This is a genomic window from Kitasatospora sp. NPDC058190 (assembly GCF_042883685.1).
Taxonomy (GTDB): Bacteria; Actinomycetota; Actinomycetes; order Streptomycetales; family Streptomycetaceae; genus Kitasatospora.
The window spans coordinates 1-26,885 of record NZ_JBHVVI010000116.1 but is presented as its reverse complement, the minus strand read 5'-3'; the positions used below and the strand labels follow the sequence as shown (position 1 = coordinate 26,885).

Here is a 26,885-nt window from a genome sequence, read left to right as displayed (position 1 = left end):
CCCACGAACCGGCCGGTTCTCCGGCTACCGCTTGTTCAACGGCCGGTTCGTGGGCGGCCGGTTCGTCGGCGAAGGAGCCGGGAAGGTGCGCCGCGGTCACCGAGGGGTGCGGCTGTTGCTCGGCGGTCGGCCACGGGTCGTACGGCTTGACGGGCACGGTGTCGGGTCCAGGTCCTGTCGGTTCACGGGGCGGCCACGGATGCCCCCGCCGGTCACTGGCGGACCGGAGGGAGCAGTGGTCGTGCCTGTTCAGCGTCGACGGACGGCGTTCTGTCACACCCCCGAAGCCTGCGCCGTGGAGAGCAGCCGATGACCGAGCAGCGTGCAGCTGTGCCGCACCGCCCGGCCGGCCCGCACCGTGCTGACCAGCCCCGCCCGCCGCAGTGCCCGGGCGTGCTCGGAGGCGCTGGCCACCGAGATGCCCAGTTCCCGGGCGAGCTGGCTGGTGGTCGGCTCGCGCAGGGTCAGCCGCAGGACCGCGGACCGGGTCCGGCCGAGCAGGGCCGCCACCGGCTCGTCCGGGTCCGCCCCCGGTGCGGGCGCCTCCTCGGCGAGGTGGGGCAGCGGGGTGAGCGCCGGGTACACCAGCAGCAGCGATCCGTCCGGCAGCGGGCCGCACAGCGGCTCGCCGGTCCACTGCGCGGACGGCAGCAGCAGAACGCCACCGCCCTCCAGGCGGTACTCCACCTGCTTGGCGACCGCGATCTCCAGCGTGCTGCCGCGCCATCGGCTGCCCGGATGGAGGCCGGCCAGCATCCCGCGCAGCCCCTGCTCGCGCTGCACCTGCCCGCGCCAGGCGACGTCGGTGTCGAAGCCGGCGCGCAGCCGCGGCCAGACCGTCTCGATCAGCGCCGCGTGGGCGGCGCGCAGGCTGCCCTCCAGGTACTGCCAGGCCTGCCGGTCCTCGCGTGCCAGGCCCCGCATCAGTGGGGTGACGGGCAGCCCGTTGCGGCAGACGCGTTCGAGCTCGCTGCGGACCAGCGTGTTGGTGGAGGAGTGTACCGACTCCAGCCCGTGCGCCAGGTCGATGCTGAGCGGATCGAGGAAGAACGGCCCCGCGCCGCTCGCCGGGACCAGCTCGCGCAGCGGCGCGACGGACCGCGCGGCCGTGGCACCGAGCAGGCGGTGCCGGCGGGCGAACGCCTGGTCCACATCAGGCCGTTGCAGCATGGCGACGGCCAGTTCGAGCTCCATCAGCGGCGCCGGACCGTCCGCGAACCGGGTGCCGAGCAGGTCCTCGGCGGTGAAGTGGATCCGCAGTACCATGCCCCGCCCCCCACGCGCGCGCCCGGGCTTTCGGCTCAGGCCGAAAGCATCGCGCCGGTGCCGCCGCGGTCCGACGATACCCAGGGCACGGCCGCGGCGGCAGTGGGCCGCCGAGCGGCTGTCCGGTCCCGGCTCGGCTCCCAGGAGGCTTCCATGCGCATGCCGTCGTACCTCACCCGACCGGCCGCCCTCGGCGCGACCCTGGCGACGGCGGTCCTGCTGCTGGCCGCCCCGGCCGCGCAGGCCGACGGCGATCACGGCTGGCAGCCGTACCACGGCCAGGACTCCGACGCGCCCGCCGGGACGGTCTGCCCGTTCCACCTGCACATCACCGACCTGCTCGACCAGGAGGAGACCAAGACCGTCACCCGCTACCCCGACGGCTCACCCGCGAAGGTGCTCTGGCGCGGGCCGCTGATCCTGCGCTACACCAACGTGGACACCGGCGCCCATGTCGACCGCGACCAGAGCGGCCGGGCCACCGAGTACCGCCGGCCGGACGGCAGCACGCTGTGGGACGTCCCGAGGTCCTCGCACATCTCCGCCCGGGTCCACCCCGGCAACCCGTACCTCGCGGCCGGCGCCTACCTGTTCAGCGGCGGCGCGGTGCTGCTGGTGCCCCCGGACCACCAGGTCGAGGTGCTGGTCCAGAACCAGGTGGAGAACCTCTGCCAGACCCTCGCCTGACCGGCCACCGGACCCGCCCGCGACGGGGGTGCGGGCGGGTCCGCCGGCCGAACGGTGGACTTCATCGGGATGTCATCGCCCGCTGCCACTGTCGTCCGGTGACCTCGGCCGGGCGCGTACCGCATCGGAGAGCGGACGCGTAGGCCGACTGCGTGGAGAGGATCGCAATGCGAGCACGAAGGATCGCGGCCGCGTCGGCCGGACTCCTGCTGACGGTCGGACTGACCGTGGCGCAGGGGGCCACGGCGCAGGGGGCCGCCGCACGAGTGGCCGCTCCGTGCGAGGGCACCTACACGATCGTCGTCGGGGGCACCGGGAGCTCCTGGAACAACGACGGGTTCTACGGCAACATCCAGCAGCACGTCGGGTACCCCACCCAGATCCCCAACGGCGCGAGCACGCGGGCGGGCGTCAACGAGCTGAACCGGCTGGTCCGCGACCAGCGCGCCGCGTGCCCGGACCAGCACGTCAAGATGGCCGGGTACTCCCTGGGCGCCGGGGTGGTGCACGTCTGGGTCACCGAGAACTGGCAGACCTTCGGCAACGTCAACGCCATCCTCGTCGCCGACCCCAAGCGCCAGGGCCCTCCCGGGGCCAACGGCGGAGCCGTGCCGTTCGGCGGCATCATCGGCGCCCCGCTCGCCGGCGCCGACAAGTTCTTCGGCAACGTGCCGGTCAAGACGATCTGCCACTGGGACTACGTCTGCGACGAGTCCGCCGGGATCTGGACCTACCCGAACAACCACATCAAGAACTACCCCGAAGACTTCAACATGGACCACCACAACGACAGTGCCAACGAGCAGTGGTACAACGGCGCCTGGTACCCGGCGAGCTGGTAGTCGCGGAGCACTCGTCGGCCGGGTCCGGAGCCGACTCCCTCACCACCTGTCAGTGTCCGGGGCACGTCCGGTCACCGGCAGGTGGTGATCCGCTTGTGCGGCCCGGGGCGGTCGCGGGGGTGCCGCCCCGTCATCGGGATGTCATCGCCCCTCCCTAGCGTGGCCGCGTACGGACAAAACCCTCGGACTGCTGGAAAGGACGGCCCGATGGCGCGCAGGGGATTGAAGCGGAGGGGACTCAAAGCGAGGCTGCTGGTGGCGGTCACGGCCGCGACGGCGCTGATCGGCACGACGGCGGCCACCGGCGCACCGGCCGGCGGACCGGCGGCCGCCGTGGCGGCGCCGGACAAACCGACGATCCGCTACACCGAATACGGGATCCCGCACATCATCGCCCCCACCCTGGAGGGGCTGGGGGAGGGCTACGGATACGCCGCGGCCAAGGACAACATCTGCACCCTGGCCGACACCTACCTGATGGTCAACGCCCAGCGGTCCCGCTACCTGGGCCCGGACGGCAAGGCGAGCCCCGGCCAGAACCAGAACAGCACCACCAACCTCAACAGCGACCTGTACTTCCAGCGGATCAACGACAACCGGGTGGTGGAGGGGCTGATCGACCAGCCCGCGCCCAAGGGACCGGAGCCGGAGGTCAAGGAGGCCATCCACGGCTACGTCCAGGGCTACAACCGGTACCTGGCCGAGACCGGCGTCAACAACATCTCCGACCCGGCCTGCCGCGGCGCGGCCTGGGTGCGGCCGATCACCGAGCTGGACGTCTACCGGCACGCGCACGCCGAGATCATCATGGGCAGCGCCGATCCGCTGCTGGACGGTGAGGTGAACGCCGCGCCCCCGGGGGCATCGGTCGCCGCCCAGCCGGCCGCCGCGGCGCCGCAGCTCTCGCCCGAGGAGACCGGCAACCGGATCCGCGAGGCGATGGCCGCCGCCCGGCAACAGGGCAGCATGGGCAGCAACGCCCTGGCGGTCGGCGCCCAGGGGGTGTCCGGAGGCACCGGCATGCTGCTGGCCAACCCGCACTTCCCCTGGCAGGGCAAGAACCGGATGTGGCAGGCCCAACTGACCATCCCGGGGCGCTTCAACGTCTCCGGGGCCAGCCTGCTCGGCCTGCCCGCCGTGAACATCGGGCACAACGACGACGTCGCCTGGAGCCACACCGTCGCCACGGTGGCCCCGTTCGGGCTGTTCGACGTGCAGGTGGACCCGCTGCACCCGACCAACTACCTGGTGGACGGCTCCTGGCAGCCGATGACCTCGCAGCAGGTCGGTGTGGACGTGCTGAACCCGGACGGCTCCGTCGGCAGGGTCACCAGGACGCTGTGGTCCACCCGCTACGGCCCGATCACCACGTCGATGCAGGGCGTCCCGCTGCCCTGGGTGGTGAGCGCGCACGCGGTACGCGACGTGAACATGGACAACCTGCGGGCGTTGAACACCTGGTTCCACCTCGACCAGGCCAAGGACGTCAACGACGTGGTGAACACCCTGGAGACCACCGAGGGCGTGCCCTTCTTCAACACCGTCGCCTCCGACCGCAAGGGCAACGCGCTGTACGCGGACATCCAGGCCACCCCGAACATCACCGACGACCACGCGCAGTCCTGCCTCACCCTGACCGGCCAGGTGCTGTTCAACCAGCAGCTGCGACTGCCCAACGTGCCGCCGATCTCCATCTTCGACGGCAAGCGCAGCGAGTGCGACTGGCCGAACGACCCGAACGCCGTCGCGCCGGGCCTGCTGGACCCGCACCAGCAGCCGCGCCTGATCCGCTCCGACTTCGTGGGCAACGCCAACGACAGCGCCTGGCTGGCTAATCCCGAGCAGCCGCTGTCCTTCCCCCGGGTGATGGGCGACAGCGCGGCGCCCCGGTCGCTGCGCACCCAGGAGCTGATCCTGACCGCGCAGAACCGGATCAACGGCACCGACGGCCTGCCGGGCCGGGGCTTCACACCGGAGAACATGCAGCAGCTGCTGTTCGCCGACAACAGCAGGGCGGCCGACCTGGCCCTCAACGCCACGGTGAGCGCCTGCCAGGGCGCGCCGTTCGGGCTCGTCCTGGTGGACGGCAACCTGGTCAACATCAGTGAGGCGTGTCCGATCCTGGCCGCCTGGAACCACAAGTACACCTCGGACAGCCGGGGTTCCTGGCTGTTCGAGAACTTCTGGTTCAACCTGACCGGCGGGCAGGCCATCGAGAAGCTGCCGTGGCGGGTCCCCTTCGACCCCAAGGACCCGGTGCACACGCCCAATTCGCTGGACGCCGGGAACGACAACGTCCGCAACTCGCTCGCCCGGGCCGTCCTCGCGCTGCGCAACGCGGGCATCCCGCTGAACGCGCGGCTGTCGGACGTCCAGAAGGTCACCCGCAACGGCGAGCAGATCCCGATCCACGGCTCGCTCCACGACCTGGGCGTGCTGAACGTGGTCACGCCCGGCCTGGTCGACGGCAAGTTCGACATCACCTTCGGCTCCAGCTTCATCCAGGAGACGCGGTTCACCGCCGACGGCCCGCCGCAGACCTCCTCGGTGCTGGCCTACTCCCAGTCCGCCAACCCCAACTCGCCGCACTACGCCGACCAGACCAAGTTGTTCTCGGCCGGCCAGTGGGTGACGGAACGTTACACCGAGGACCAGATCGCCGCCTCACCCGTCCTGGAGGTCAAGGTCCTCGACTGAGGCCGCGCCGCACACGACGACACCCACGAGGGGGAACACCGTGACGAGGAGACTGAACCGCCGGCGAACGGTGGTGGCCCTGCTGGCCGCCATCGTGGGAATCGTGGCAACGGCCACGACGGCCGCTCCGGCCCAGGCCGCCACCGGCACCGGGGCGCCGCCGCGAATGGCGGACGGCTTCGGCCTGACCCAGGTCGACCCGGCCGTGGGCGGTGCCACCAACTTCTACCTCACCGTGACCACACCCGAGGTCACCGGCAAGCACCACATCAAGATCATCCTGCCGAGCGGCTACTACGACGACCCCACCAGGCGCTACCCCGTGCTGTACTTCCTGCACGGCTCGCCCGACGACCCCGTCCAGCAGAACTATCCGGCGCTGACCACCTCCAACGCGGTGATCACCGTCATCCCGGACGGTGGCGCCCGGGGCTGGTACGCCAACTGGCTCAACCAGAACACCCAGGTCGGAGCCCAGAACTGGGAGAACTTCCACCTCAAGCAGGTGATCCCGTTCATCGACGCGAACCTGCGGACCATCGCCACCAAGAAGGCCAGGGCCGTCGCGGGCGTCTCCATGGGCGGGTTCGGGGCTCTCCACTACGCCCAGGACCGTCCCGACCTGTTCAGCCAGACCGCGTCCCTGTCGGGGGACATCGACCTGTCGGCCGACTCCATGGACCTGCGGCTGGCCGTCGTCGCCTCCCTCATCGACGGCCAGGGCGTGATCTGCGGCTCGGCGTCCGGTGTCTGCGACCCCGCGAACGACCCTTACAAGCCCGGCGTGGACAGCGACGCCCTGTTCGGTACGCCCTACCCGGTGTTCAACGCGGACTGGCGGTGGAACGAGGCCGACCCGTCCCAGCACATGGACAAACTCGCCGGAGTCGGGGTCTCCATCTACGTGGGCAATGGACGCGGCGTGCCCACCGACCTGGAGTTCTGGCTCGAAGGCGCCTCCAAACACGTCAAGGACCACATGGACGCCCTGGGCATGCCCTACTACTACGTCGACTACGGCGACGGCTCCGCCTGGGGCACCCAGTGCAACGGCGGCCACAACGGCGGCTGTTGGGAACAGGACCTGCGGGACCTGATCCCTCGGCTGGAACGGGCGTTCGCCTCCTGACCGTCGCCTCCTGACCGTGCGCAACCGCCAGGGCTCCACCGGGCACCGCCCGGTGGAGCCCGCGGCGTTCGTCGGGCCGGTCAGCGCGCGGCTCCGGTGAGGCCGAGGCCGGCCTCGTCCCCGCGCAGGATCATCTGGCACGTCCGCCGCAGCATCCGACTCGGCGGAACCCCCAGGTCGTCGGCCAGCCGGCGGCGGGCGCGGTCGAACACGGCCAGTGCGTCGGCCTGTCGGCCGCTGCGGTACAGCGCACGCATCAGCAGCGCGGCCAGCGGCTCGTTCAGGGGGTGTTCCGTGGACAGGGCGATCAGCTCGGCGATCGCCTCGGAGCACCGGCCCAGCCCCAGCTGCCACTCCACCTTCCGCTGGGCGACGGTGATCCTGCGCTCGGCGAGCCGCAGCCGCTCCAACTCGGCGAGCGGGCCGGGCAGACCGGCCAGGAGCTCCCCGCGAAACAGCTCCAGCGCCTGGGCACAGAGCCGGACCGCCTCGGCCGGTTCGCCGGCCCGATGGGCCGTCCCGGCGTCGGTGACCAGGCTCTCCATGCGCGCCAGGTCCACCTCGGCCGCGCCGGAGACCAGACGGTAGCCACACCGGTCGTGCTCGATCACCGAGTCCGGGCTGTCCCCGATGCGCAGGGTCTTGCGCAGCCGGTAGATGTGGACGGGCACCACGTTCGTGACCGGCGGCTCCGACCCCCACACCCCGTCGAGCAGTTCCTGCTGGCTGACGGTCCGCCCGGCGCGCAGCGCCAGTGCCGCCAGCACGGCTTGCTGGCGCAGGTGCCCCAGGTCCAGCGGCCGCCCGTCCTGCCATGCCCGCAGCGGTCCGAGCACGGAGATCCGCACCCTCGGTGTGGCCGCTCGGCCGCCGGCGCTCCGCGGCACCGGGCTCACCACCTGCGTGCGGGGGCCGCAGCCGGGGGCGACCAGCCCGCAGTCGAAGGCGTGGACGATGGCGGCGGCCCGGTCGCGCAGCCCGAGCTTCGCGAGGATCCGCGCGAGGTGCCCGGCGACGGCGTCCTCGGGGATGGCGAGGGCGGCGGCGATCTCGTCGTCCCTCAGGCCGCAGCCGACCGCGTGGAGCACTTCGCGCTCGAGCTGCCCGAGCACGGCGGCGCTCGGCCGGTTGGTGATGGCGGTCGTCGGCATCGCTGCTCCCTGGACTCTGGGCTGGCCGGTCTGGCGGGGGCCGTCGACACGGTAGTAAGGGGAGCGACGGGCGGGGTATCCGGAACGATCCGGAGGCGTACGTGCGATGGTCCGCGCCGGACCGGCGCACGTGGGTGATCACCACCAGGTTGGAGGGAGCTCGCGGTGCGGTCAGGGGCAGCGGGCGAGACTGGGGCGGTCCTTGGTGCGGACGGCGGGGAGCCAGGCGGTGGTGGGGCCGGGCAGGTGGATGCGGTACCAGATGGTCGAGCTGACGTCCTCCTCGTTGATGATGGGCAGGCCGGTGGGGAGTTGGCAGTCGGCGTCGAGGGTGTCGTCGTTCCAGACGCGCGTGGGGACGACGTTGCCGGCGGTGTAGGGGCGCTGGGGGTCGACGGCGAGGCCGAGGCTGCACTCGGGGTCGCGGTCGGTGCGGCCCTGGCAGCCGCGTTCGGCGTTGAAGACCTTGATGCGGGCGAAGTGCCCGGGAGGCTCGGGGTGTGTCCAGAGGGCGGCGGCGGTGGCGGCGGCCGTGGCGCAGGTGGCGAGGGCGAGCAGGGCGGTGCGCGGTCGTGGGCGGCGGGGGCGGTGGGGCCGGCGGCCGGACCGGTGGTCGCGGATGCGGGCGAGCAGGCTCTCGGCGGTGTGCGGGGCGCGGGCGGCGTGGGTGGGGGCGAGGCAGTCGGCGGCGAGCGCGCGCCAGAACGGGGGGACGGCGGGGGCCAGGCGCAGCGCGGCGCGGCCCTCCGCGTACTGCTGGGCGGCGGCGCCGCGGGCGGTGGGGGTGGCGCCGGGGAAGGGCGGGACACCGGCGGCGAACACCTCGTGGATCACGACGCCGAGCGCCCAGATGTCGGCGGTGGTACGGATCTTGACGCCGTGTTCGCCGAGCGGCGCCTTCCAGCGTTCCGGCGGGAGGTAGTCGGGGGTGCCCATGGGGGCGGAGTGGCCGTGGGTGCCGGTGAGTTCGATGGCGAGGCCGAAGTCGGAGAGCCGGACCTCGCCGTCCCGGCCGATGAGGACGTTCTCGGGTTTCAGATCGGTGTGGACCCAGCCGGAGCGGTGCAGATGGGCCAGGCCCTCGCAGATGCCCGCGACGATCCGGCCGCCCCGGTCCTCGTCGACGCCGGTGGCGAGCAGGTCGCGCAGGGTGCACCGGGCGCGTTCCATGACCAGGACGATCGCGCCGTCGAGCGCGGGGTGCTCGGGGGCGGCCAGGACGAGGGTGTCGAGCAGGCGGACCAGCCGGGGGTGCGGGGCGGTGCGGGCCAACTCGGCTTCGCGGCGGGCGGCTTCGGCGACCTGGCGGGCCTGGCGGGGGGCGAGTCCGGCGGTCGGCAGCACCTTGAGGGCGACGGTGTCGTCCCCACTGGCTGTGTCGTCCGAACTGTTCGAACCGTTCGCGCCGCTGGAGCCGGACGTGTTCTCGGCCCGCCGGGCTGAATAGACGGTCGCCCAGCCGCCTTCGCCGATGAGCCCGGTGACGGTCCACTCGCCGACCCGGTGGCCGGGCGGTAGCAGGTCGTCGCCGTCCCCGCTGAAGGCCAGGTCGTGCACCATCGACGCCCCTCCCTACCGTCCGGGCTCGGCCGCTTCGGGTCGCGGCAGGAGCGCGAGGTGCTCCTCGCGGACGATGCCGAACTTCAGGGCGAGCCCGACGACGGCCTCGCGCTTGCCGTTGCGGCGGTCAGCGCGGCCCGCGCCGTCCGGCAGGTCGATGCGGAGCTTCTCGTCGGCCAGGTAGTCGAGGTGCGAGCTGACCGCGCGCGCGGTGAGCCGGGCACAGGCGGGGTGGCCGCGCAGCCGCGCGACCACCTGGGGGGTGGTGGGCACGGCGGCGGGGGAGTGGTCGCGCAGCCACGGCTCGCAGAGCGCGACCAGTACGAGGAAGTAGGTGGCGGTCTCGTCCAGCGAGTACGCCGTCATGGTGCGGCTCTCCCAGGAGCCGCCGCGGGCGTGCGGGTCCAGGTAGACGTGGTCGGGCGCGAACACCTGGAAGGACAGCGGGGTTTCACGCCGCGAGGGCAGCACCACCCGGGAGAACTCGAAGGGGATCGGCGCGCCGATCCGCCGCGGCGGCACCCGCAGGTACTCGCCGGCGCCCTCCGGGTTCTCCACCAGGTAGGCGTGGGTGTTGCTGAGGTTGCTCAACTGCCAGTGGTCGTCGGTCGCGTGGATCTCGCCGGCCAACCGGGAGACCGTCTCGTCGCCGAGGCGCAGCTCCACCGGCGTGCCGGCGGAGCCGCGGCCGAAGCGCGCCCGCTCTCCCGGACCGAGCCGCAAGGTCACCGCGTCGTCGCCGTTGCCCTCCGGCAGGTGGACGAGAATGCCGCTCACCGTTCCCCCGTCCCGCGCACCGCTGCCCCGTTTCGCATGCCGACCGTTCCCCCTGACGGACGAACGTTACCTCTTTGAGCATGACAATAAACCGTATGGTGGCGCAGGCCACGTGACGGGGGAACGGGGGAGCCGGCGGACGGGCGCTCAGAGCATCGGCGCCCCCGAGTGCAGCGGCGCCGCCGGGCGCTCGCCGAAGGTGTGGTCGTCGAGGTGGCGGCGGCCCGCGAGCGGGAGCACGAGTGCTCCCGCTCCGGCCGCCCGCAGCAGTTCGCGCCTGCTGATCGGGTACATCGCTGTGCTCCAGGGACGTACCGGTGTGGTCAGCCGACGGCGGGTCCGGCGGTGGTGTTGAGCCAGGCCCAGTCGGACCAGGTGGAGAAGCCGGTCTGCCACTTGTGGTAGACGCCGGCGCTGCTGGTTCCGAACACCTCGATCCGGCCGTCGGCGTTGGCCGCGGCGACGATCTCGGTGCCGGCGCCGCCGAAGGTCTCCCACTGGCCGTACGGCGCGTTGACGCCGGTCTGCCAATTGTGCTGCGCCGTGCTGCCGTTGATGGCGAAGACCTCCACCCGGCCGTCCGGTGAACGTTCACTGGTGAGCTGGGAGTCGGCGGGGCCGCCGGTGGGTTCCCAGTCGGACCAACTGGTGGGGTTGGTCTGGTACTTGTGGTAGACGCCGGCGGGGCCGGAGGCGAAGACTTCGAGGCGGCCGTCCTGGTTGTGGTCGACGGTGAGGTCGTGGCCGCCGCCGCCGAAGGTTTCCCAGGTGGACCAGGCGCCGTTGACGGCGGTCTGCCACTGGTGTTGGAAGGTGGTGCCGTTGAGGGCGAAGACTTCGAGGCGGCCGTCGGGGGCTTTGCCGAGTCCGATCTCGCTGTTGGCGGGGCCGCCGCCGGCGGATTCCCAGTCGGACCAGCCGCTGTTGGGTGCGGTCTGGTACTTGTGGAAGATGCCGGTCGGGCCGGAGGCGAAGACTTCGAGGCGGCCGTCCTGGTTGGCGCCGACGGCGATGTTGTGGCCGCCGCCGCCGAAGGTCTCCCAGTTCGACCAGGCGCCGGAGGGCTGGAGTTGGTAGCGGTGTTGGAGGGTGGTGCCGTTGATGGCGAACATCTCCAGGCGGCCGTCGGGGTCGGGGCCGATGGCGAGCTGCGCGCCGCCCGGGCCACCGAGGCTCTCCCAGTCGGACCAGGAGCCGCTCACGGCCGTCTGCCAGGCGTGGGAGACGCCGTTGGCTCCGGCCGCGAACACCTCCAGACGGCCGTCCGCTGAACGCGCGGACACCACCCGGCCGGACTGCGCCGGATACACCAGCGGCGCCGGGCCGGGTTCGTGGTGGCCGAGCCGGTCCGCGGCGGCCCGCGCCGCGTCCAGGTACCGCAGGTGCGCGCCCTCGTTGTAGGTCGACCAGGGCTGCCAGTTGGTGCCGCCGTTGGAGATGAGGAAGGCCGCGTTGGCGTTGCACTGGGCGTCAAAGGCGCAGGTGTCGCTGACCTCGGGGTGCCAGTAGTCGTTGATCTCCCACAGGCCGCGGTCGCGGGACGGCGGGGTGTTGTTCTGGACGTTGGACGCCGAGGGGTTGCAGCTGGACTCGGCCATGCCGACGGCGATCGCGGTCACCAGGGCGTCGCCCCGGAAGCCCGCGTTGTAGCCGACCTCGGCGCACAGGTCGATGCCGGTGGCGGCCGGCGCGGGCGCGGCACCGACCATCAGGCCCGCCGCCACGCCCAGCGAGACGAGCGCGGACAGCAGGACGCGGTGGGGCGCCCGGCGGGCGCGTGGTGTGCTGGTCAAGTGACGTCTCCTCAGCTGACGGCGGGTCCGGCGGTGGTGTTGAGCCAGGCCCAGTCGGACCAGGTGGAGAAGCCGGTCTGCCACTTGTGGTAGACGCCGGCGCTGCTGGTGCCGAACACCTCGATCCGGCCGTCGGCGTTGGCCGTGGCGACGATCTCGGTGCCGGCGCCGCCGAAGGTGTCCCACTGGCTGTACGGGGCGTTCAGATTGCTCTGCCAGGTGTGTTGCGCGGTGGTGCCGTTGATGGCGAAGACCTCGACGCGGCCGTCCGCGGTCGGCTGGCTGGTGAGCTGGGAGTCGGCGGGGCCGCCGGTGGGTTCCCAGTCGGACCAACTGGTGGGGTTGGTCTGGTACTTGTGGTAGACGCCGGCGGGACCGGAGGCGAAGACTTCGAGGCGGCCGTCCTGGTTGTGGTCGACGGTGAGGTCGTGGCCGCCGCCGCCGAAGGTTTCCCAGGTGGACCAGGCGCCGTTGACGGCGGTCTGCCACTGGTGTTGGAAGGTGGTGCCGTTGAGGGCGAAGACTTCGAGGCGGCCGTCGGGGGCTTTGCCGAGTCCGATCTCGCTGTTGGCGGGGCCGCCGCCGGCGGATTCCCAGTCGGACCAGCCGCTGTTGGGTGCGGTCTGGTACTTGTGGAAGATGCCGGTCGGGCCGGAGGCGAAGACTTCGAGGCGGCCGTCCTGGTTGGCGCCGACGGCGATGTTGTGGCCGCCGCCGCCGAAGGTCTCCCAGTTCGACCAGGCGCCGGAGGGCTGGAGTTGGTAGCGGTGTTGGAGGGTGGTGCCGTTGATGGCGAACATCTCCAGGCGGCCGTCGGGGTCGGGGCCGATGGCGAGCTGCGCGCCGCCCGGGCCGCCCAGGGACTCCCAGTCGGACCAGGAGCCGCTCACGGCCGTCTGCCAGGCGTGGGAGACGCCGTTGGCTCCGGCCGCGAACACCTCCAGACGGCCGTCCGCCGAACGCGCGGACACCACCCGGCCGGACTGCGCCGGATACACCAGCGGGGCGGGACGGGGTCCGGTCCCCGGCGTGCAGGGCATGGTGATGCCACGGTCCGCGAGGTAGGGGATCGGGTCGGTGCGGACGGTCGCGTTCGAGTCGGCCCAGACCCGCAGGTGCAGGTGCGGGCCGCTGGACTCACCCTCGCTGCCCATCAGTGCGATCTGTTGACCGGCCGTCACGTGGTCGCCGGTGGCCACGTCCCGCTCGCGCATGTGCCCGTACTCGGTGATGGTCCCGTCCGGGTGCAGGATGCGGATCCACTGGCCGTAGCCCTGCGCCGGGCCGGAGACCAGCACCTGGCCGTCGCCGACCGCGTAGATCGGGGTGCCGTAGTCGTTGGCGATGTCGATGCCGTTGTGCTCCGGGGTGTAGCCCTGGGAGATGTAACCGGCGGCCGGGCAGGACGCCGTGAACCCGGCGGCCGCGGCGGTGGTGGTGGTGGCTGCCGCGGCCGCGGTGGTCGGCACGGTGACCGGCAGCAGCAGGGAGACCGCGGCCAGGGCCAGGCGGGAGGCGCGGCGGGAGAAGGAGGGGAACACCGGAGCGCTCCTCAGGCCTTGCGCAGGCGGTCGATGATGCCGTCGAGGTCGAGCCGCATCATGTCGGGCCGGATGATGTGGCCGCCGTCCACCTCGTGCGAGTCGTGCGGGATGCCGGCCTGGTCGAGCAGGGCGCGGAACTCGCGCTGCCCGGCCAGGACCTGGGGCTCGTTGACGCTGCTGAACCAGTCGACCGGGCTGGGGCTGGTGCCGGCCACCAGGAAGACCCGCTTGTTGCGGTAGCTCTCGATCCGCTCCACCGGGTTGTCGGCGCTCACCCGCGCCTGGTCCCAGAACGGCGCGCCGTAGATCGTGCCGCCCGCCAGGTCCAGCGCGGCGGAGGAGGCGTTGGCCCAGTGCGCCACCAGGCCGCCGTCCCGACGCAGGCTGGCCGGGCCGGAGTGGGCGCTGACCGAGGCGAAGTGGCCGTAGTACTTGGCGGCGTACTTCAACGCGCCGAAACCGCCCATCGAGAAGCCGGACACCGCGCGGCCGTCGTACTCGGCGAACGTACGGAAGTTGGCCTCGACCCACGGCAGCAGCTGGTTGATGTGGAACTCCTCCCAGTTGCGCGGGCCCACGTTGGAGCTGACCGGGTTGGAGTACCAGCCGGCGTGGCCGCCGTCCGGCATCACCACGATGATCGGCTTGCCGACGGTCCAGTCGCGGACGCCCATCCGGTCGAAGGTGATGAAGTCCTGGTCGGTGCCGCCGCCGTGGAACAGGTACAGCACCGGGTAGGTGCGGCCGCTCGTCTGGTAGTCGTCCGGCAGCAGCACGTTCACGGCGGGGTTCCAGCCGATCGCGGAGGTCTGGAAGCGGTAGTACCACATCCGCGGGTCGCTCTCGTTGCGGTCCACGATGGTCAGGCCGAAGCCGTTGTCGGCGGCCGCCGCGGGCTTCGCCGACGCCAACGAGCCCGCGGCGCCCAGCGCCAGCGCGGCGCCGAGCCCGCCGGCGGACTTGAGGATGCTCCTACGGGTGGGGTGGTGCGCGGTCAACGTGACCTCCTGTGGGCGCGTGGCGGCGGCCGTCCGGACCGCCGGGTGTCGAGCGGTTGGGACGGTAGCCACGCACCGCGCGGCGCGGAATCCGGAACCATACGGACTGACAGGAGCGGACCGGTCGCCGAGACTGTTCTCCTTCGGGGCGCGGCCGCCCCGTCACCTAAGGGAAACTGCCCGCCAGCACAGCTGACGGGCAGTCACGAAATGTCGCCGGCCTCGGGGAAGGGCCCTCGCCGTACTCCCCGTCCTACCCCCTCTTCCTCTCGTCGGCCTTCTCATCCTCCCAACCGTGTTTCCGACTGCTGACCACTCGATACGGTCGCATCATCTCGTTGTCCTCGTGGCCGAGGACGTGGCAGTGCCAGACGTATTGACCCTCGGTCGGATCGAACGGGAACAGGTTGAGCCCGGGCTTGGAGCGGTGGACGGGGACGCTGGTCGGAGCGAAACGCACGATGACCGTGGTCACCTGATGGGGGAACGACTTGACCGTGTCCTTCCACCCTGATTCACCCGGGTCCGGCGGCATCGGATCCCCCGTGAGGAACGGGCTGACCGCCGGGTTCCCTCCGACCGCCCCGTCGGCGTTCGGCTTCCGGTACGACAGTGGCGGACCGTAGCCCGGGCAGAAGTCGACGTCGGAGGGCTTGCAGGAACTCGGGAAGGACCCGTCCCAGGCCTTCATGTACTTCTCGTAGTCGATGTTCTGGCGGCTGACGATCTGGAACTGCACCAGGTGCGTGTGGATCGGGTGGTAGGCGGTGGGCACGTCCTCGGCGTTGATGAACTGCCACAGCTCGGTCGATCCCACCTGGGGCAGCTCACTGATGCCGTCCTTCGGGAACTCCCGCTCGATGCTGGGGGACTCGCGGCCGTCGTAGAGGGTGTTGTTGAGGTACTCCTCGATGTTCCCCCCTCTTGGCTGCGTGCTCGCGGTGCTGAGCTCGTTGAGCACGAACTGCCTCACCTTGTCGACCTTGACGCGCGGCCTGCCGTCCGGGCCGGTCAGGTGGACCATGGGTACCGGGCGGGCGCAGACGCACTCCTCCGGGACGGGATGAGCGGGATCGCAGCTCTCGTCGCGGCCCGTCAGGGGCTTGGTCACCTGGATCTGCATGATGTGCGGCAGGGGTGTGTCGAGCGTTCCCGTGTTGGTCACGGTGATCGTCTTTCCGGCCAGTTTCGTGAAGTCCACGATGACGTCGGCGCGCTCGCCGGGCATGAAGTCCAGGTCGCTGCACTCGGTCGTGGATTCGCCTCCCGCGCACGCCGTGCCGTTGACCGGCACGGGATGGTCCAGGTAGGCGTCGTCGGCGCCGATCTGGTACACGGGAGCGCCCCCGAAGTGCAGGGCGAAGCGCCGCCCGTTGGCGCCGTTGAGGAGGCGGAAGCGGTAGCGCCTCGGCTCCACCTGGAGGTACGGCCAGGCCGCTCCGTTCACGGTCGCGACGTCTCCGAACTCACGCACACCCCAGAAGGGATGGTAGTCCGGATTGGACGGCGGGATGACGAGCAGTTGACCGTTGGTGTCGAAGACACGGTCCTGCAGAGCCATCTCGATCTCGTAGGGACCGCTCGGGAGGCCCTTGGGCTCCTCCTTCGGGTCCTTGAGGAAGTAGAAGCCCGCCAGTCCGCCGTAGACGTTGTTGCGGGTCGCCCCGAGGACGTGGTCGTGGAACCACAGCGTCCCGGGTTCCTGGGAGTTCTGATAGGTGTAGACGGCCTCGCCCGGAGCGGGTTTGTCGTCCGAACAGTACTGCGACCCCTTCAAGCCGTTCGGCGTGAACCACGTGTCCGGACCACCGTCGTAGCAGGCACTGATCTCGGCGCCGTGCAGGTGCACGGTGGCGGGCTGCGGCCCGGTGTAGGCCTGGCACACCGGATTGTCCGCATTCTGCGGCTCGCTGCAGTTCATGGGCATTCCGGCGCCCGGTGTCTTCAAGGGATTGGCCCAGTGAACGGTCTGATCGACCTTCATCAGGCCCTGCACCAGCCCGGGACCGTACGGATTCGACGGGTTGAAACTCGGCAGCCGGTTCTCGTAGGTGACCCGTGTCGGCGTGTGCCTCTCGGTTTCGATCGTCACCGCCGGCCAGTGCGCGGGACCCAGGACCTGCTTGCTGGTCGTGTCCGAGGTCTCATAGGCCCACACCCGGGTCTTTCCGAACGTCACCCCCAGGCCACAGGTGTCCTGCCGGCCCTGCGGAAGCACCTCCTGATCGGTCTCCGTCATGGCGACGGTGAGATCCCTGTGGGCCGCCGCGTCGACCCGCGGCGTCGACCCCGCCGGGCCGAAGACCGGCAGGGGAGTTGCGAACTGGGGGATGCACTCCCCCGGCAGGGGCGTCTGCGGGACCAGGGCACCGCCCACGCGCGGTGCCCCCAACGCCGGGGCGACCACCGCGATACTCGACAACACCGCCAGCAACCCGACCGCCGCGGTACGCGCCCGCTTCCCTGCCCTGCCACCCAGTCGCGGAACCGACATCCTCAGCGCCACCACACCTCCCGACCACTGTCGCAAACCGCCTCATGGAGTAACCGGACCAAGCCAACTTGACCTGCCGGCACGTCGGCCTCGGCCATCGACACCTCGATGTCACCCGCTCGGGCGCCACCTGTCCGAAGGCCCCGAAGGCGCGCACGACCTGTCGGCATTCCGGTGCCGGGCGTACCCGTTGGTCGCCACCACCACCGCCGACTTCCTGTGAGGTACCGGCTACCGGCTCGGCCCGTTACCATGTCCGTCCTGATCGGTCACGGTGGTGCCGTCGGTCGGTCCGGCTCCGTCGGCGTTGCCCACCGTGATCGTGTAGACGCCTCCCTGGCCCGGGTTGACCGCGTGGACGACGGGGCGTGAGTCACGCCTCCCAGTCACCCAAACCCAGGTGGCTCGGACGTGGGAGGCCACGCGACAGCCGGCCGCGCCCTACCGACAAGCCCGGTCCCTTCAGGGCCGGGTCACGTCGACGAGGCCGGCGGGTACCCGCGGGTGCGGACGAGGTCGTGGACGAGGTCGGTGAAGGCGTGGGTGGCGGCGCTCCGGTAGGCGTCGGTGCGTCGCAGGAGGGTGACGGTGCGGGTGGGCAGGGCCGGGTCGAGCGGGACGGGGGTGAGGTGGGGGTGGTCGTGGGTGACGGCGTCGGGCAGGACGGTGGCGAGCGGGGTGCGCTGGACGACCTCGGTGAGGGCCTGGACGGAGTTGGCCTCGACGGCGATGCGCGGGCTGACGCGGTGGAGTGCGAGATAGTCGTCGATGTGGCCGCGGGTGGCGAAGTCGCCGCTGAGAAGCGCGAGTTGGCGGTCGGCGAGGTCCCGCACCGGTAGCGGGCCGGCCTGGCCGGCGGCGGGGTGGTGGGTGCCGGTGACCAGGGTGAGGGCCTCGGTGAACAGCGCGGTGGCGGTGACGCCGGGCAGGTGGGGGCCCTGGAAGGCGATGCCGAGGTCGAACTCGTCGGTCAGCAGGCCGGCTTCGATCCGGTCCTGGCTGGTCTCCCGCACGGTCAGGGTGATGCCGGGGTGGCGGGTGTGGAGTTCGGCGGTGAGCGGGCCGACGAGGTAGGCCGTGAAGGTGGGGGTGACCGCCAGGCGCAGCTGCCCGCGCGAGAGGTCCTGCACGTCGTGGACCGCGCGTTCGCCGGCGGCGAGGTCCCGCAGCGCGCCGCGGGCGTGGTGGGCGTACGCCTGGCCGGCGTCGGTGAGGCGCACGGTGCGTCCGGTGCGGTCCAGCAGCTGCGTGCCCAGGATCCGTTCGAGCTGCTTGATCTGCTGGGACAGCGTCGGCTGGGAGATGTGCAGCTCCTCGGCGGCGCGGGTGAAGTTGCCGTGGTCGGCCACGGCGAGCAGGTAGCGCAGATGGCGCAGTTCCGGACCCATGAAGGTCACTATAGACGGCATCAATGGGTTCCATGGCTGCTAGGTCTTGGACACTATAGGAGCAGGTCATGAACAGTGGATCTCGCCAGGCCCCACCGGCCCGGCCGCCACGAAAGGGAGTGACCTCATGCGTGACTTCGCCAACGGCATCGAGCGTTTCCAGCGGGACGTCTTCCCGGCCAAGGAGGAGCTCTTCGCCCACCTGGCCGCCCACCACACCCCGCACACGCTGTTCATCGGCTGCTCCGACGCCCGGGTGGTGCCGGAGCTGATCACCGGGTCGGAGCCGGGCGAGCTGTTCGTCATCCGCACTGCCGGCAACCTGGTGCCCGCCTACACCCCCGGGGCCGACGGGGTCGCGGCGAGCATCGAGTACGCCGTCGCCGCGCTGGGGGTGAGGGACGTCGTCGTCTGCGGGCACTCCGGCTGCGGGGCGATGACGGCCCTCGCCCACGGCCACGACCTGAGCGGGGCCCCGGCGGTCGCCGACTGGCTGCGGCTCGCCGACGCCTCGGTGGCCCGTACCGCCACCAGCGGGGACGTGTCGGCCCTGGTGCGGCAGAACGTGCTCGCCCAGCTGGCGAACCTGGCCACCCACCCGTCCGTCGCCCGCGCCCTGGCCGAGCGGAAGGTCACGATACGCGGGTGGGTCTTCGACATCGCCACCGGCCGCGTCGAGGACCTGACCGTCGCGGGCCACGCCGCCGCCGACCTCGCAACCGCGTTCGCGGCCTGACCCACCCCGGCTCCCCGGACCGCCGCTCATCGGCGCGGCCCGGGACCCCTGAACCCATACGCTTCGCACACGATCAGCGAAGCGTCACCCCACGGAAGGAACCCGTCCCATGGTGCACGCCCAGTTCGACCCCACCGCCCGCCAGGCGCTCGCCGTCGCCGCCGTCGAGGCCAAGATCCGCGAGGACCTCACCTGGCAGCAGATCGCCGACGCCTCCGGCCTGTCGGTCGCCTTCACCACCGCGGCCGTCCTCGGTCAGCACGCCCTGCCGAAGGAGGCCGCGAAGGCGGTCGCCGGGCTGCTGGGCCTGGACGACGACGCGGCGCTGCTGCTGCAGACCATCCCCACCCGCGGCTCGATCCCCGGCGGCATCCCCACCGACCCGACCATCTACCGCTTCTACGAGATGCTCCAGGTCTACGGCACCACCCTCAAGGCCCTGGTCCACGAGCAGTTCGGCGACGGCATCATCTCCGCGATCAACTTCAAGCTCGACGTGAAGAAGGTCGCCGACCCCGAGGGCGGCGAGCGCGCCGTCATCACCCTGGACGGCAAGTACCTGCCGACCAAGCCCTTCTGACCCACCCCATCGGCGGGGCGGGCCGCCAACCGGCCCGCCCCGCCCTTCGAGCCCGTCCCTCCGCCTGACCCCGAAGAGGCCACCGTGGACTTCATCCAGCGCACCATCGACCTCGCCCGCCAGAACGTCGCCGAGGGCGGCCGCCCGTTCGCGACCGTCATCGTCAAGGACGGCCGGATCCTGGCCGAGAGCGCCAACAGGGTCGCCCAGACCAACGATCCCACCGCCCACGCCGAGATCCTCGCCATCCGCGAGGCCTGCACCAAGCTCGGCACCGAGCACCTGACCGGCGCCACCATCTACGTCCTGGCCCACCCCTGCCCGATGTGCCTGGGCTCGCTGTACTACTGCTCGCCGGACGAGGTCGTCTTCCTCACGACCCGCGACGCCTACGAGCCCCACTACGTCGACGACCGCAAGTACTTCGAACTCGCGACCTTCTACGGCGAGTTCGCCAAGAACTGGGACGAGCGCCGGCTGCCGATGCGCTACCGGCCGAGCGAGGACGCGGTGGAGGTCTACCGCCTCTGGCAGCAGCGCAACGGCGGCGAGCGCCGGGTCGCGGGCGCCCCGACCGCCGGCTGAGGCCCCGGTGCCCGACGTGATCGAGAAGGTGGCCTGGATCCGGCTCGAGGACGGCCGGCTCCTCGCCACCCGGACCCGTGGCCGCGACCTGTTCTACCTGCCCGGCGGCAAGCCCGAGCCCGGCGAGACGCACCCACAGGCCCTCGTCCGCGAGATCCGCGAGGAACTCGGTGTCACCCTGGACCCGGAAACCGTCGTGCCGCTGCTGACCATCGAAGCCCCGGCGCACGACAAACCCGCCGGCACCCTGGTCCGCACCACCTGCTTCACCGCCGACCACACCGGCACACCCACCCCGTGCGGGGAGATCGCCGAGATCGCCTACCTCACCCACGGCGACCACCCCCGCGCCAGCGCCACCACCCGGACGGTCCTCGACCGCCTCGCCGCCACCGGCCGGCTGCTGCGCTGGTAGCCCCTCCGGGCCGCCGCCCGGAACCCGGCGCGGGAACGCGGCGTCCTGCGGCTCCGTCGTCAGGAGCCGCAGGACGCGGGTGCGTTCCGACCGAACGGGCTCAGCGCCGCAGGTGCTGGACGGCGCGCGGGGCGGTGGCGCGCGCCGGCCCGGAAGTGCATTGGCCCCTCAGTGGCCTACGCCTACCGGCGCCTGGCCCACAGCCCACCCCGTGAGCCGCGCGCGGCCCGACCGCCTATCGATCTGCGTACGCGGCGAGGAACACGCGGACACCCTCGTCGGCCAGTCGTTCGAGTTCGGCCAGGGGCTGGATGTCGTCGCGGGCGGAGAACATGGCGCGGTCCATGGGGATGGCCAGGACGAGCCAGGCGAAGTGGCGGGCGGCGAGCACCGGATCGTCCAGCCTCAGCAGCCCGCGGGCCGCGAGGTGCTCGAAGCAGGCTGCCAGGGCGGCGATGGTCCGCTCGGGCGCACGCTCGTAGTAGTCGGCCGCCACGTCGGGGAAGCGGCCGGCTTCCGCAATGAGCAGCCTGCGCAGTTGCAGGCCTCCGGGCTGGATGACGGTGGTGATGTAGCGCCGGGCCAGCCCGGTGAGGTCCTTGTCGAGGTCATCGGTGTCGCGCAGGGCGTCGATGACCTCGACGAACAGGCCGACCTTGCTGCTGGCGTCGGTGATGATGGCGCCGAACAGCGTCTCCTTGTCCGTGAACTGCTTGTACACGGTCTGCTTGGACACCGCGGCCGTCGCGGCGATCTCGTCCATGCTGGTGCCCGGGTATCCCTTGCGCAGGAACAACTCGGCGGCCGCCTCCATGATCGCCTTGCGCTTGCGGGCGGATCGGCCGTCCTCGGGTCCTTGCATGTCAGCCTCCTTGATTCCTCTCGAAGAGTACTGGACTGACCAGTACTCACATGAGTACTGTACAGTCCAGTACTAGCGCCGGGGGGGCGAATCCGAGCGCCATCACCAAGGGAGGGGATCGGTGCGCCCGATCGTGCTGGGTACCGGCAAGCGCCTGTTCCCCGAAGGTGCGGGTCGGGTCCCCCCGCGGCTCACCGCCTCGGCGACCTTCTCCACCGGCGTGCTGGACCTGACCTACCGGCCCGCCTGACCCGCCTTCGGGCCCCGGCCTCAGCCGGCAACCATCGGAAAGAGGGACCCCATGTCGTTCCAGGCTTACCTGGACACCATCGAGACCAAGACCGGCCTGACCCCCCGCGTCTTCATCGCCCTGGCCCAGGAGCGTGGCTTCGACGCCCCGTCCACCAAGGCGGGCACGATCCTCGCCTGGCTCAAGGAGGACTACGACCTGGGGCGCGGCCACGGCATGGCGCTGGTCCACGTCATCAAGCACGGCCCCCGCATCGACGCGAAGCACGTCGGCACCACCGGCTCGCACCGCGACGACTCCGACACCCTCTGGCTCGACGGCAAGGCGACACGCCCCTCCTGAAACAGCACGCGGCGGCGCCGGGGACAGGTCCCGACGAAAGTCCGGAGCGCCGCCAACTCGCCGAGCGCGCCCACCTCCTGGAGAACCCGACATGACCTGGACCGACCGCACCGTGGTACGCGAGGCCGTCCGCATCTCCTGCCGCGACTGGGGCGGGTCAGGCCCCCCGGTCGTCCTGCTGCACGGGCTGGCCGGCCACGCGGGCGAATGGGACGCCCTCGCCGAGGAGTTGAGCCGCCGCTACCGGGTCGTCGCCGTCGACCAGCGCGGCCACGGCGCGAGCGAGCGCCGACCGGGTGACGTCTCCCGCGCCGCGTACGTGGCCGACGTCGTCGCGGTCATCGGACAGCTCGGCCTGCGCCGGCCCGTCCTGGTGGGGCAGTCACTGGGCGGCCACACCGCCATGCTCACCGCCGCCGCACACCCCGACCTGCCGCGCGCGCTCGTCCTCGTCGAAGCCGGACCGGGCGGCCCCAGCCCGCACGTGCAGGCCGAGATCGGCGCGGCGCTCGACGCGTGGCCGACGCCGTTCCCCTCGCGCCGAGCCGCCGTCGAGTTCTTCGGCGGCGGTGCTGTCGGCGAGGGCTGGGCAGCTGGACTCGAAGAGCGTGACGGCGGGTGGTGGCCGAGCTTCGACCGTGACGTGATGGTCGACGCGCTGACGGAGAATGCCCGGTGTTCCTTCTGGGACGAGTGGACGAGCATCACCTGCCCGACGCTGGTCGTCCTGGGGCAATCCGGCATCATTCCCGCGAACGAGACGGAGGCCATGCTCCGACGGCGACCCGGGACGGTGGCCGTGAGCGTCTCCGGAGCGGGGCACGACGTCCACCTGGAACACCCCGAGATCCTGCGGCAGATGCTTCAGGACTTCCTCGAACAGGTCGCCGACCAGCCTGCCCGCGGGCAGGTCTGACCCCGACACCTTGGGCCGTGCCCACGTATGGCCGGGGACGGTCGCGGTCGGGTTGAGGCCAAGCCGGTTGCCCGTGTTCCGCTCGAAACGGCCGGAGGGGTTCACGTGGGTCCAGACGCACCGTGCTCGCGCCGCTGATCTCCCACCCTGCCCCCTGCACCCGCTCGGTCCACCTGCGGAATCCCCGACGGTGGCGACACCCTGGCCACCCGGGGCTCCGGCGATCCGCCATCCGGTCCTCCGACTGCGCCGCGCTTCCCCGATGAGTGGTAAGACATTGCCCGGCCGACGCCCCTCCCGGAGGTCCCGCAGCATGACCGAACCCGCGCCGCCCACCGGCTGGTTGACCCGCAACGTCAAGGTGCTGTGCGGGGTCTCCTTCCTCCAGGACGCCGCCAGCGAACTGCTCTACCCGATCCTGCCGATCTTCCTCACCACCGTCCTCGGTGCCCCGCCCGCCGTGGTCGGCGCGATCGAGGGCCTCGCCGAGGGCGCCGCCTCGCTCACCAAGCTCGCCGCCGGACGTCTCGCCGACCGGTTCCCCCGCAAGCCCCTCATCGCCGCCGGCTACGGCCTCGCCGCCCTCGGCAAACTCCTCATCGCCCTCGCCACCGCCTGGCCCGTCGTCCTGCTCGCCCGCGTCACCGACCGCCTCGGCAAGGGCCTGCGCTCCGCACCGCGCGACGCCCTTCTCGTCGACGGCGTCCCGAAGTCGCAGCGGGGCCGGGTCTTCGGCCTCCACCGCGCCGCCGACACGGCCGGCGCCGTCGTCGGCCCGCTCATCGGCCTGAGCCTCTACGCGGCGCTCGACCACCACCTGCGCCCGCTGCTGTGGATCGCCGTGATCCCCGCCGTCCTCAGCGTGCTGCTGACCCGCGCGGTCGCCGACCCCGCCCGCCCCCGCCCGAAACCCGCTCCCGCGCCCGGCGCCCGCCACTCGGCGCCGTACCGGTCGCTGCCAGCCCGCTACTGGCGTGTCACTGCTCTCCTCACCCTGTTCGCGCTGGCCAACTTCCCCGACTCGCTCCTGCTCCTGCGGGCCCACCAGGTAGGGCTGTCCACGGTCGAGGTGTTCGCCGCGTACGCGCTCTACAACCTCGCCTACGCCGCGGCCTCGTACCCCGCCGGCGCCCTGTCCGACCGCCTGCCCCGGCGGGCCGTCTACGCCGTCGGCCTGGTCTTCTTCGCCATCGGCTACCTCGGACTGGCCCACGCCCACCAGGCCTGGCAGATCTTCACCGTCCTCGCCCTCTACGGCGGCTTCAACGCCTGCACCGACGGCGTCGGCAAGGCCTGGATCTCCGGCATCGTCCCCGACCAGGCCCAAGGCACCGCCCAGGGCGTCTACCAGGGCCTGACCGGGGCCGGCGTGCTGGGCGCCGGGCTCTGGGCCGGCCTCGCCTGGGGCGACGACGGCCACCTGCCCCTGCTCGTTTCCGGCACCGTCGGCGCGGCCCTGGCGCTCGCCCTCCTCGCCTACCGCCCCGGCGGGAGCGATCGTTCACCGGCGCCGACTGGCGAGGCGAGGCCTTGAGGATCGTCCGGAGCCAGGGAGCGGATGCGCGGTATCGGTGAGGGGAACAGCCAGAGCAGTGACAGTGCTCCTCCGACGGCGGCCGCGATCAGGGTGGTCCTGAGTCCGATGAGGGTGGCGAGCATGCCTCCGACGACGGCGCCGATAGGGCGTATGCCGTAGTTCACCGTGCTGTAGGCGCCGGCCACGCGACTGCGCATGCCGTCCGGTATCACCGCGGCTTGCAGGGAGTTGAGGTTGACGTCGAACAGCATCACGCCGATTCCGGAGAGGAACTCCGCGACACCCAGGGGCCCCGCGCGGGCCCATAGGGGACCGCTGGCGGTGGCGGCGATGGCGATGGGGGCCGGGAACAGGACGGCGCCCGCCGCGATGCTGCGTCCCACGCCGATCCGTCGTGAGATCTTCGGGGCTATCACCGCGCCCGCGAGAGCTCCGGTTGATCCGATGCCGAAGGCCAGCCCGATGGTCCCCGGGGAGAGGCCGAGCACCCGGTCGGCGAACAGAACGGTCACGTTGGTGCTCGACACGAAGGTGAAGAAGTTGAGGGTCGTCGCGCAGCCGAGGCTCGCCCGCAGGACCGGGTGACGGACGACGAAGAGCAGCCCCTCCCTGGCCCGTCGCAGCAGCGAAGGTCCTGCCGTCTCACCGGCGGTGACGGCCGGTTCGTCGGCCCGGACCGGCCCGAGCAGAGCGGCCGAGGCCAGGAAGGACAGGACGTCGGCGATCACGGCGAGGGGCGCGGTCAGGACCTGAACGAGGGCACCGCCCACGGCAGGGCCGACGACGGAGGAAGCGGAGCGGCTGGCGCTGAGCTTGCTGTTCGCGTCGACGTAGGACGAGCGCGGCACGAGGTGGGCGAAGAAGGGCGGGTAGGCGGTGTTGAACAGCACCGCCGCGGCGCCGGTCAGCAGCGCCACGGCATACAACTGGAGAAGCGTCACGGTGCCCAACAGGTAGGCGGCGGGCAGGGTGAGCAGCACGCACGCGCGGATCAGATCGGCGAGGATCATCAGGCGGCGCTTGTGGACGCGGTGGTCGACCCAGGCGCCTATCACGATGGCGAGGAGATTCGGGGCCGAGGCAAGCGCGGTCAACCATGCGACCTGGCCGACGGAGGCGTGCAGCGCCGCCACGGCGATCAGGGGTAACGCCAGTTCGGAGATCCGGTCGCCTAACTGTGACACCGACTGTCCGGCCCAGAAGCGAACGAAGCGCCGATCCCGCCACAGCGATATCGAAGGGGCCGTGTCCTGTGGGGAGTTCACGCCGTGTCCTCCGTCCGCTCCTCGGCGGTTTCCGGCAGGACGTAGCGCAGCAGCCGGACGCCACGGCTCCCGCTCGGCCGCTGCGCCGGGTCGCGCGTCACATAGGGCGCGAGGACGCTCTCGATCGCGTCCTCGATGGCCGCGAGTTCCTCGGGGGACACCACAACGCGGGTGTTCGCCAGCCCCGCGGGCTTGCGCCAGACCGGTTCGAGTCCGGGTTCGGTCTCGGTCACCCACCGCTGCGGCAGGTCGGCGGAGCGGGCGAACATCTCCCGGGACAGCACCCTTGCGGCGGACTGGCCCTCATCGTCCTCCGGCATCTCGAATCGGAAGCCCCGGGCCACGGCCTCCCACCGCCGCTCCCGGCGATCGGTTCCGGCCTCGGCGTCGCGGACCAGCCCGAAGCCCGCCAGGTGGCGCAGATGCCAGCTGGTCACGGACGGGGTGGCTCCGACATCCGGTGACAACTGCGTCGCCGTCGCCGGCCCGTGTCGTTGCAGACGTTCGAGGATCGCGAGTCGGACTGGATGTGCCAACGCTCGCATGGCCTTCGGGTCGGTGATCTCGATATCGCCCAGGCGATTCCCATGCTCCATGGTGTGAGAGTGTTCTCTCATAATGTGTGAGAGTCAACTCTCACACATGGTCCGATCCCGGTGCTCGACGGCTGAGCTGCGCGGACCTGGAGACCTTGGCCGCCCCCGGTGGGGCGGGGATGCGCACGGCGTCCTGGTCTCGGCCGACGCCGCCTTGCGCGAGTCGCCGGCCGGGCTGAGCAACCCGCAGCTGTTCAAGCGGTGTGCCGAGTTGGACGGCTTGCGGGAAGACGGGCCGGCGGACCCTGCTCGACATCTTGAAGCGTGAGGGACGGCCGCCTCCACTGTCCGGGAAACCACGCATCTCGGCAGGTCAGGAAGGTCATGTCCCCATTCGTGGTGTAGCCGATCAATCGGCGGGCGTGTTGGTGGTGCTGGGTAGCGCGAGGGCGCTTTCGGGGAGCTTGGTGGGGTAGAGCTGGTCCATGCTGCCCTCGGGTAGGTAGCGGCGGGGGAAGGGGATCCATTCGTCGTG

The 26,885-nt window shown here is 71.5% G+C and carries 25 protein-coding genes and 1 pseudogene; 12 read left to right on the top strand and 14 right to left on the bottom strand.

Annotated features, from left to right (window positions below):
• Positions 1–273: 273 nt before the first annotated feature.
• A complete protein-coding gene (locus tag ACFVWU_RS36315) occupies positions 274–1,266 on the bottom strand; it encodes an ArsR/SmtB family transcription factor (protein ID WP_387628890.1) in 993 nt (330 codons plus the stop codon).
• Positions 1,267–1,419: 153 nt separating this feature from the next.
• On the opposite strand from ACFVWU_RS36315, the gene ACFVWU_RS36310 reads away from it, so the two are divergent.
• From ACFVWU_RS36310 to ACFVWU_RS36295, 4 genes are all read left to right on the top strand, one after another.
• Positions 1,420–1,953: a hypothetical protein gene (locus tag ACFVWU_RS36310; RefSeq protein WP_387628888.1), complete on the top strand. Its 534-nt coding sequence runs from the start codon at positions 1,420–1,422 to the stop codon at positions 1,951–1,953.
• A 167-nt stretch (positions 1,954–2,120) separates the two neighbouring features.
• Positions 2,121–2,795 carry a cutinase family protein gene (locus ACFVWU_RS36305; RefSeq protein WP_387628886.1) on the top strand — a complete coding sequence of 225 codons (675 nt, stop codon included), beginning with the start codon at positions 2,121–2,123 and terminating at the stop codon, positions 2,793–2,795.
• Positions 2,796–3,002: 207 nt separating this feature from the next.
• Complete coding sequence (locus tag ACFVWU_RS36300) at positions 3,003–5,492, top strand: penicillin acylase family protein (RefSeq protein WP_387628885.1); 2,490 nt, start codon at positions 3,003–3,005, stop codon at positions 5,490–5,492.
• 40 nt (positions 5,493–5,532) lie between these two features.
• Positions 5,533–6,621 (top strand): alpha/beta hydrolase, encoded by a 1,089-nt coding sequence (locus ACFVWU_RS36295; RefSeq protein WP_387628883.1) that lies wholly within the window; start codon positions 5,533–5,535, stop codon positions 6,619–6,621.
• Positions 6,622–6,701: 80 nt separating this feature from the next.
• Here the strand turns inward: ACFVWU_RS36295 and ACFVWU_RS36290 are convergent, their stop codons facing one another.
• From ACFVWU_RS36290 to cynR, 9 genes are all read right to left on the bottom strand, one after another.
• Positions 6,702–7,772: a BTAD domain-containing putative transcriptional regulator gene (locus ACFVWU_RS36290; RefSeq protein WP_387628880.1), complete on the bottom strand. Its 1,071-nt coding sequence runs from the start codon at positions 7,770–7,772 to the stop codon at positions 6,702–6,704.
• 171 nt (positions 7,773–7,943) lie between these two features.
• Positions 7,944–9,332 (bottom strand): serine/threonine-protein kinase, encoded by a 1,389-nt coding sequence (locus ACFVWU_RS36285; protein ID WP_387628878.1) that lies wholly within the window; start codon positions 9,330–9,332, stop codon positions 7,944–7,946.
• A 12-nt stretch (positions 9,333–9,344) separates the two neighbouring features.
• A complete protein-coding gene (locus ACFVWU_RS36280) occupies positions 9,345–10,109 on the bottom strand; it encodes a serine/threonine protein kinase (protein ID WP_387628876.1) in 765 nt (254 codons plus the stop codon).
• Positions 10,110–10,256: 147 nt separating this feature from the next.
• The gene (locus ACFVWU_RS36275) at positions 10,257–10,403 is read right to left on the bottom strand and encodes a hypothetical protein (protein ID WP_387628874.1); all 147 of its coding nucleotides are present in this window, start codon (positions 10,401–10,403) and stop codon (positions 10,257–10,259) included.
• 29 nt (positions 10,404–10,432) lie between these two features.
• A complete protein-coding gene (locus ACFVWU_RS36270) occupies positions 10,433–11,818 on the bottom strand; it encodes a hypothetical protein (RefSeq protein WP_387628892.1) in 1,386 nt (461 codons plus the stop codon).
• Between the two features lie 95 nt (positions 11,819–11,913).
• Positions 11,914–13,443 carry a peptidoglycan DD-metalloendopeptidase family protein gene (locus tag ACFVWU_RS36265; protein ID WP_387628871.1) on the bottom strand — a complete coding sequence of 510 codons (1,530 nt, stop codon included), beginning with the start codon at positions 13,441–13,443 and terminating at the stop codon, positions 11,914–11,916.
• Positions 13,444–13,454: 11 nt separating this feature from the next.
• Complete coding sequence (locus tag ACFVWU_RS36260; RefSeq protein ID WP_387628869.1) at positions 13,455–14,444, bottom strand: alpha/beta hydrolase; 990 nt, start codon at positions 14,442–14,444, stop codon at positions 13,455–13,457.
• Positions 14,445–14,697: 253 nt separating this feature from the next.
• Positions 14,698–16,683, bottom strand: a complete 1,986-nt coding sequence (locus ACFVWU_RS36255) for a multicopper oxidase domain-containing protein (protein WP_387628867.1) — start codon at positions 16,681–16,683, stop codon at positions 14,698–14,700.
• Between the two features lie 728 nt (positions 16,684–17,411).
• On the bottom strand, positions 17,412–18,326 hold the full coding sequence (gene cynR / locus ACFVWU_RS36250) for a transcriptional regulator CynR (RefSeq protein ID WP_387628864.1): 915 nt from the start codon (positions 18,324–18,326) through the stop codon (positions 17,412–17,414).
• Between the two features lie 127 nt (positions 18,327–18,453).
• Here cynR and ACFVWU_RS36245 point away from each other — a divergent pair, with 127 nt between their 5' ends.
• The 4 genes from ACFVWU_RS36245 to ACFVWU_RS36230 all read left to right on the top strand — a co-directional run bounded on the left by ACFVWU_RS36245 (position 18,454) and on the right by ACFVWU_RS36230 (position 20,642).
• On the top strand, positions 18,454–19,062 hold the full coding sequence (locus tag ACFVWU_RS36245) for a carbonic anhydrase (protein ID WP_387628862.1): 609 nt from the start codon (positions 18,454–18,456) through the stop codon (positions 19,060–19,062).
• Positions 19,063–19,171: 109 nt separating this feature from the next.
• A complete protein-coding gene (gene cynS, locus ACFVWU_RS36240) occupies positions 19,172–19,642 on the top strand; it encodes a cyanase (RefSeq protein WP_387628859.1) in 471 nt (156 codons plus the stop codon).
• Positions 19,643–19,726: 84 nt separating this feature from the next.
• Positions 19,727–20,227 (top strand): nucleoside deaminase, encoded by a 501-nt coding sequence (locus tag ACFVWU_RS36235; RefSeq protein ID WP_387628857.1) that lies wholly within the window; start codon positions 19,727–19,729, stop codon positions 20,225–20,227.
• Between the two features lie 7 nt (positions 20,228–20,234).
• The gene (locus ACFVWU_RS36230) at positions 20,235–20,642 is read left to right on the top strand and encodes an NUDIX domain-containing protein (protein ID WP_387628854.1); all 408 of its coding nucleotides are present in this window, start codon (positions 20,235–20,237) and stop codon (positions 20,640–20,642) included.
• 235 nt (positions 20,643–20,877) lie between these two features.
• Here the strand turns inward: ACFVWU_RS36230 and ACFVWU_RS36225 are convergent, their stop codons facing one another.
• Positions 20,878–21,504, bottom strand: coding sequence for a TetR/AcrR family transcriptional regulator (locus ACFVWU_RS36225; RefSeq protein ID WP_387628851.1), 627 nt, complete (start codon positions 21,502–21,504; stop codon positions 20,878–20,880).
• Positions 21,505–21,625: 121 nt separating this feature from the next.
• On the opposite strand from ACFVWU_RS36225, the gene ACFVWU_RS36220 reads away from it, so the two are divergent.
• The 4 genes from ACFVWU_RS36220 to ACFVWU_RS36205 all read left to right on the top strand — a co-directional run bounded on the left by ACFVWU_RS36220 (position 21,626) and on the right by ACFVWU_RS36205 (position 24,546).
• Positions 21,626–21,754 carry a hypothetical protein gene (locus tag ACFVWU_RS36220; RefSeq protein ID WP_387628848.1) on the top strand — a complete coding sequence of 43 codons (129 nt, stop codon included), beginning with the start codon at positions 21,626–21,628 and terminating at the stop codon, positions 21,752–21,754.
• Between the two features lie 51 nt (positions 21,755–21,805).
• Positions 21,806–22,096: a DUF4287 domain-containing protein gene (locus ACFVWU_RS36215; RefSeq protein ID WP_387628846.1), complete on the top strand. Its 291-nt coding sequence runs from the start codon at positions 21,806–21,808 to the stop codon at positions 22,094–22,096.
• Positions 22,097–22,187: 91 nt separating this feature from the next.
• A complete protein-coding gene (locus ACFVWU_RS36210; RefSeq protein WP_387628844.1) occupies positions 22,188–23,012 on the top strand; it encodes an alpha/beta fold hydrolase in 825 nt (274 codons plus the stop codon).
• Between the two features lie 313 nt (positions 23,013–23,325).
• A complete protein-coding gene (locus tag ACFVWU_RS36205; RefSeq protein ID WP_387628841.1) occupies positions 23,326–24,546 on the top strand; it encodes an MFS transporter in 1,221 nt (406 codons plus the stop codon).
• On the opposite strand, the gene ACFVWU_RS36200 is transcribed toward ACFVWU_RS36205, so the two are convergent.
• From ACFVWU_RS36200 to ACFVWU_RS36190, 3 genes and pseudogenes are all read right to left on the bottom strand, one after another.
• A complete protein-coding gene (locus ACFVWU_RS36200; protein WP_387628838.1) occupies positions 24,489–25,814 on the bottom strand; it encodes an MFS transporter in 1,326 nt (441 codons plus the stop codon). The two genes, ACFVWU_RS36205 and ACFVWU_RS36200, sit on opposite strands and share 58 nt — an antisense overlap.
• On the bottom strand, positions 25,811–26,251 hold the full coding sequence (locus ACFVWU_RS36195) for an ArsR family transcriptional regulator (protein WP_387628893.1): 441 nt from the start codon (positions 26,249–26,251) through the stop codon (positions 25,811–25,813). The genes ACFVWU_RS36200 and ACFVWU_RS36195 overlap by 4 nt, the downstream gene beginning before the upstream one ends.
• A 12-nt stretch (positions 26,252–26,263) precedes the next feature.
• Positions 26,264–26,359, bottom strand: a pseudogene (locus ACFVWU_RS36190) (helix-turn-helix domain-containing protein); the annotation flags it as partial.
• Positions 26,360–26,885: the final 526 nt, after the last annotated feature.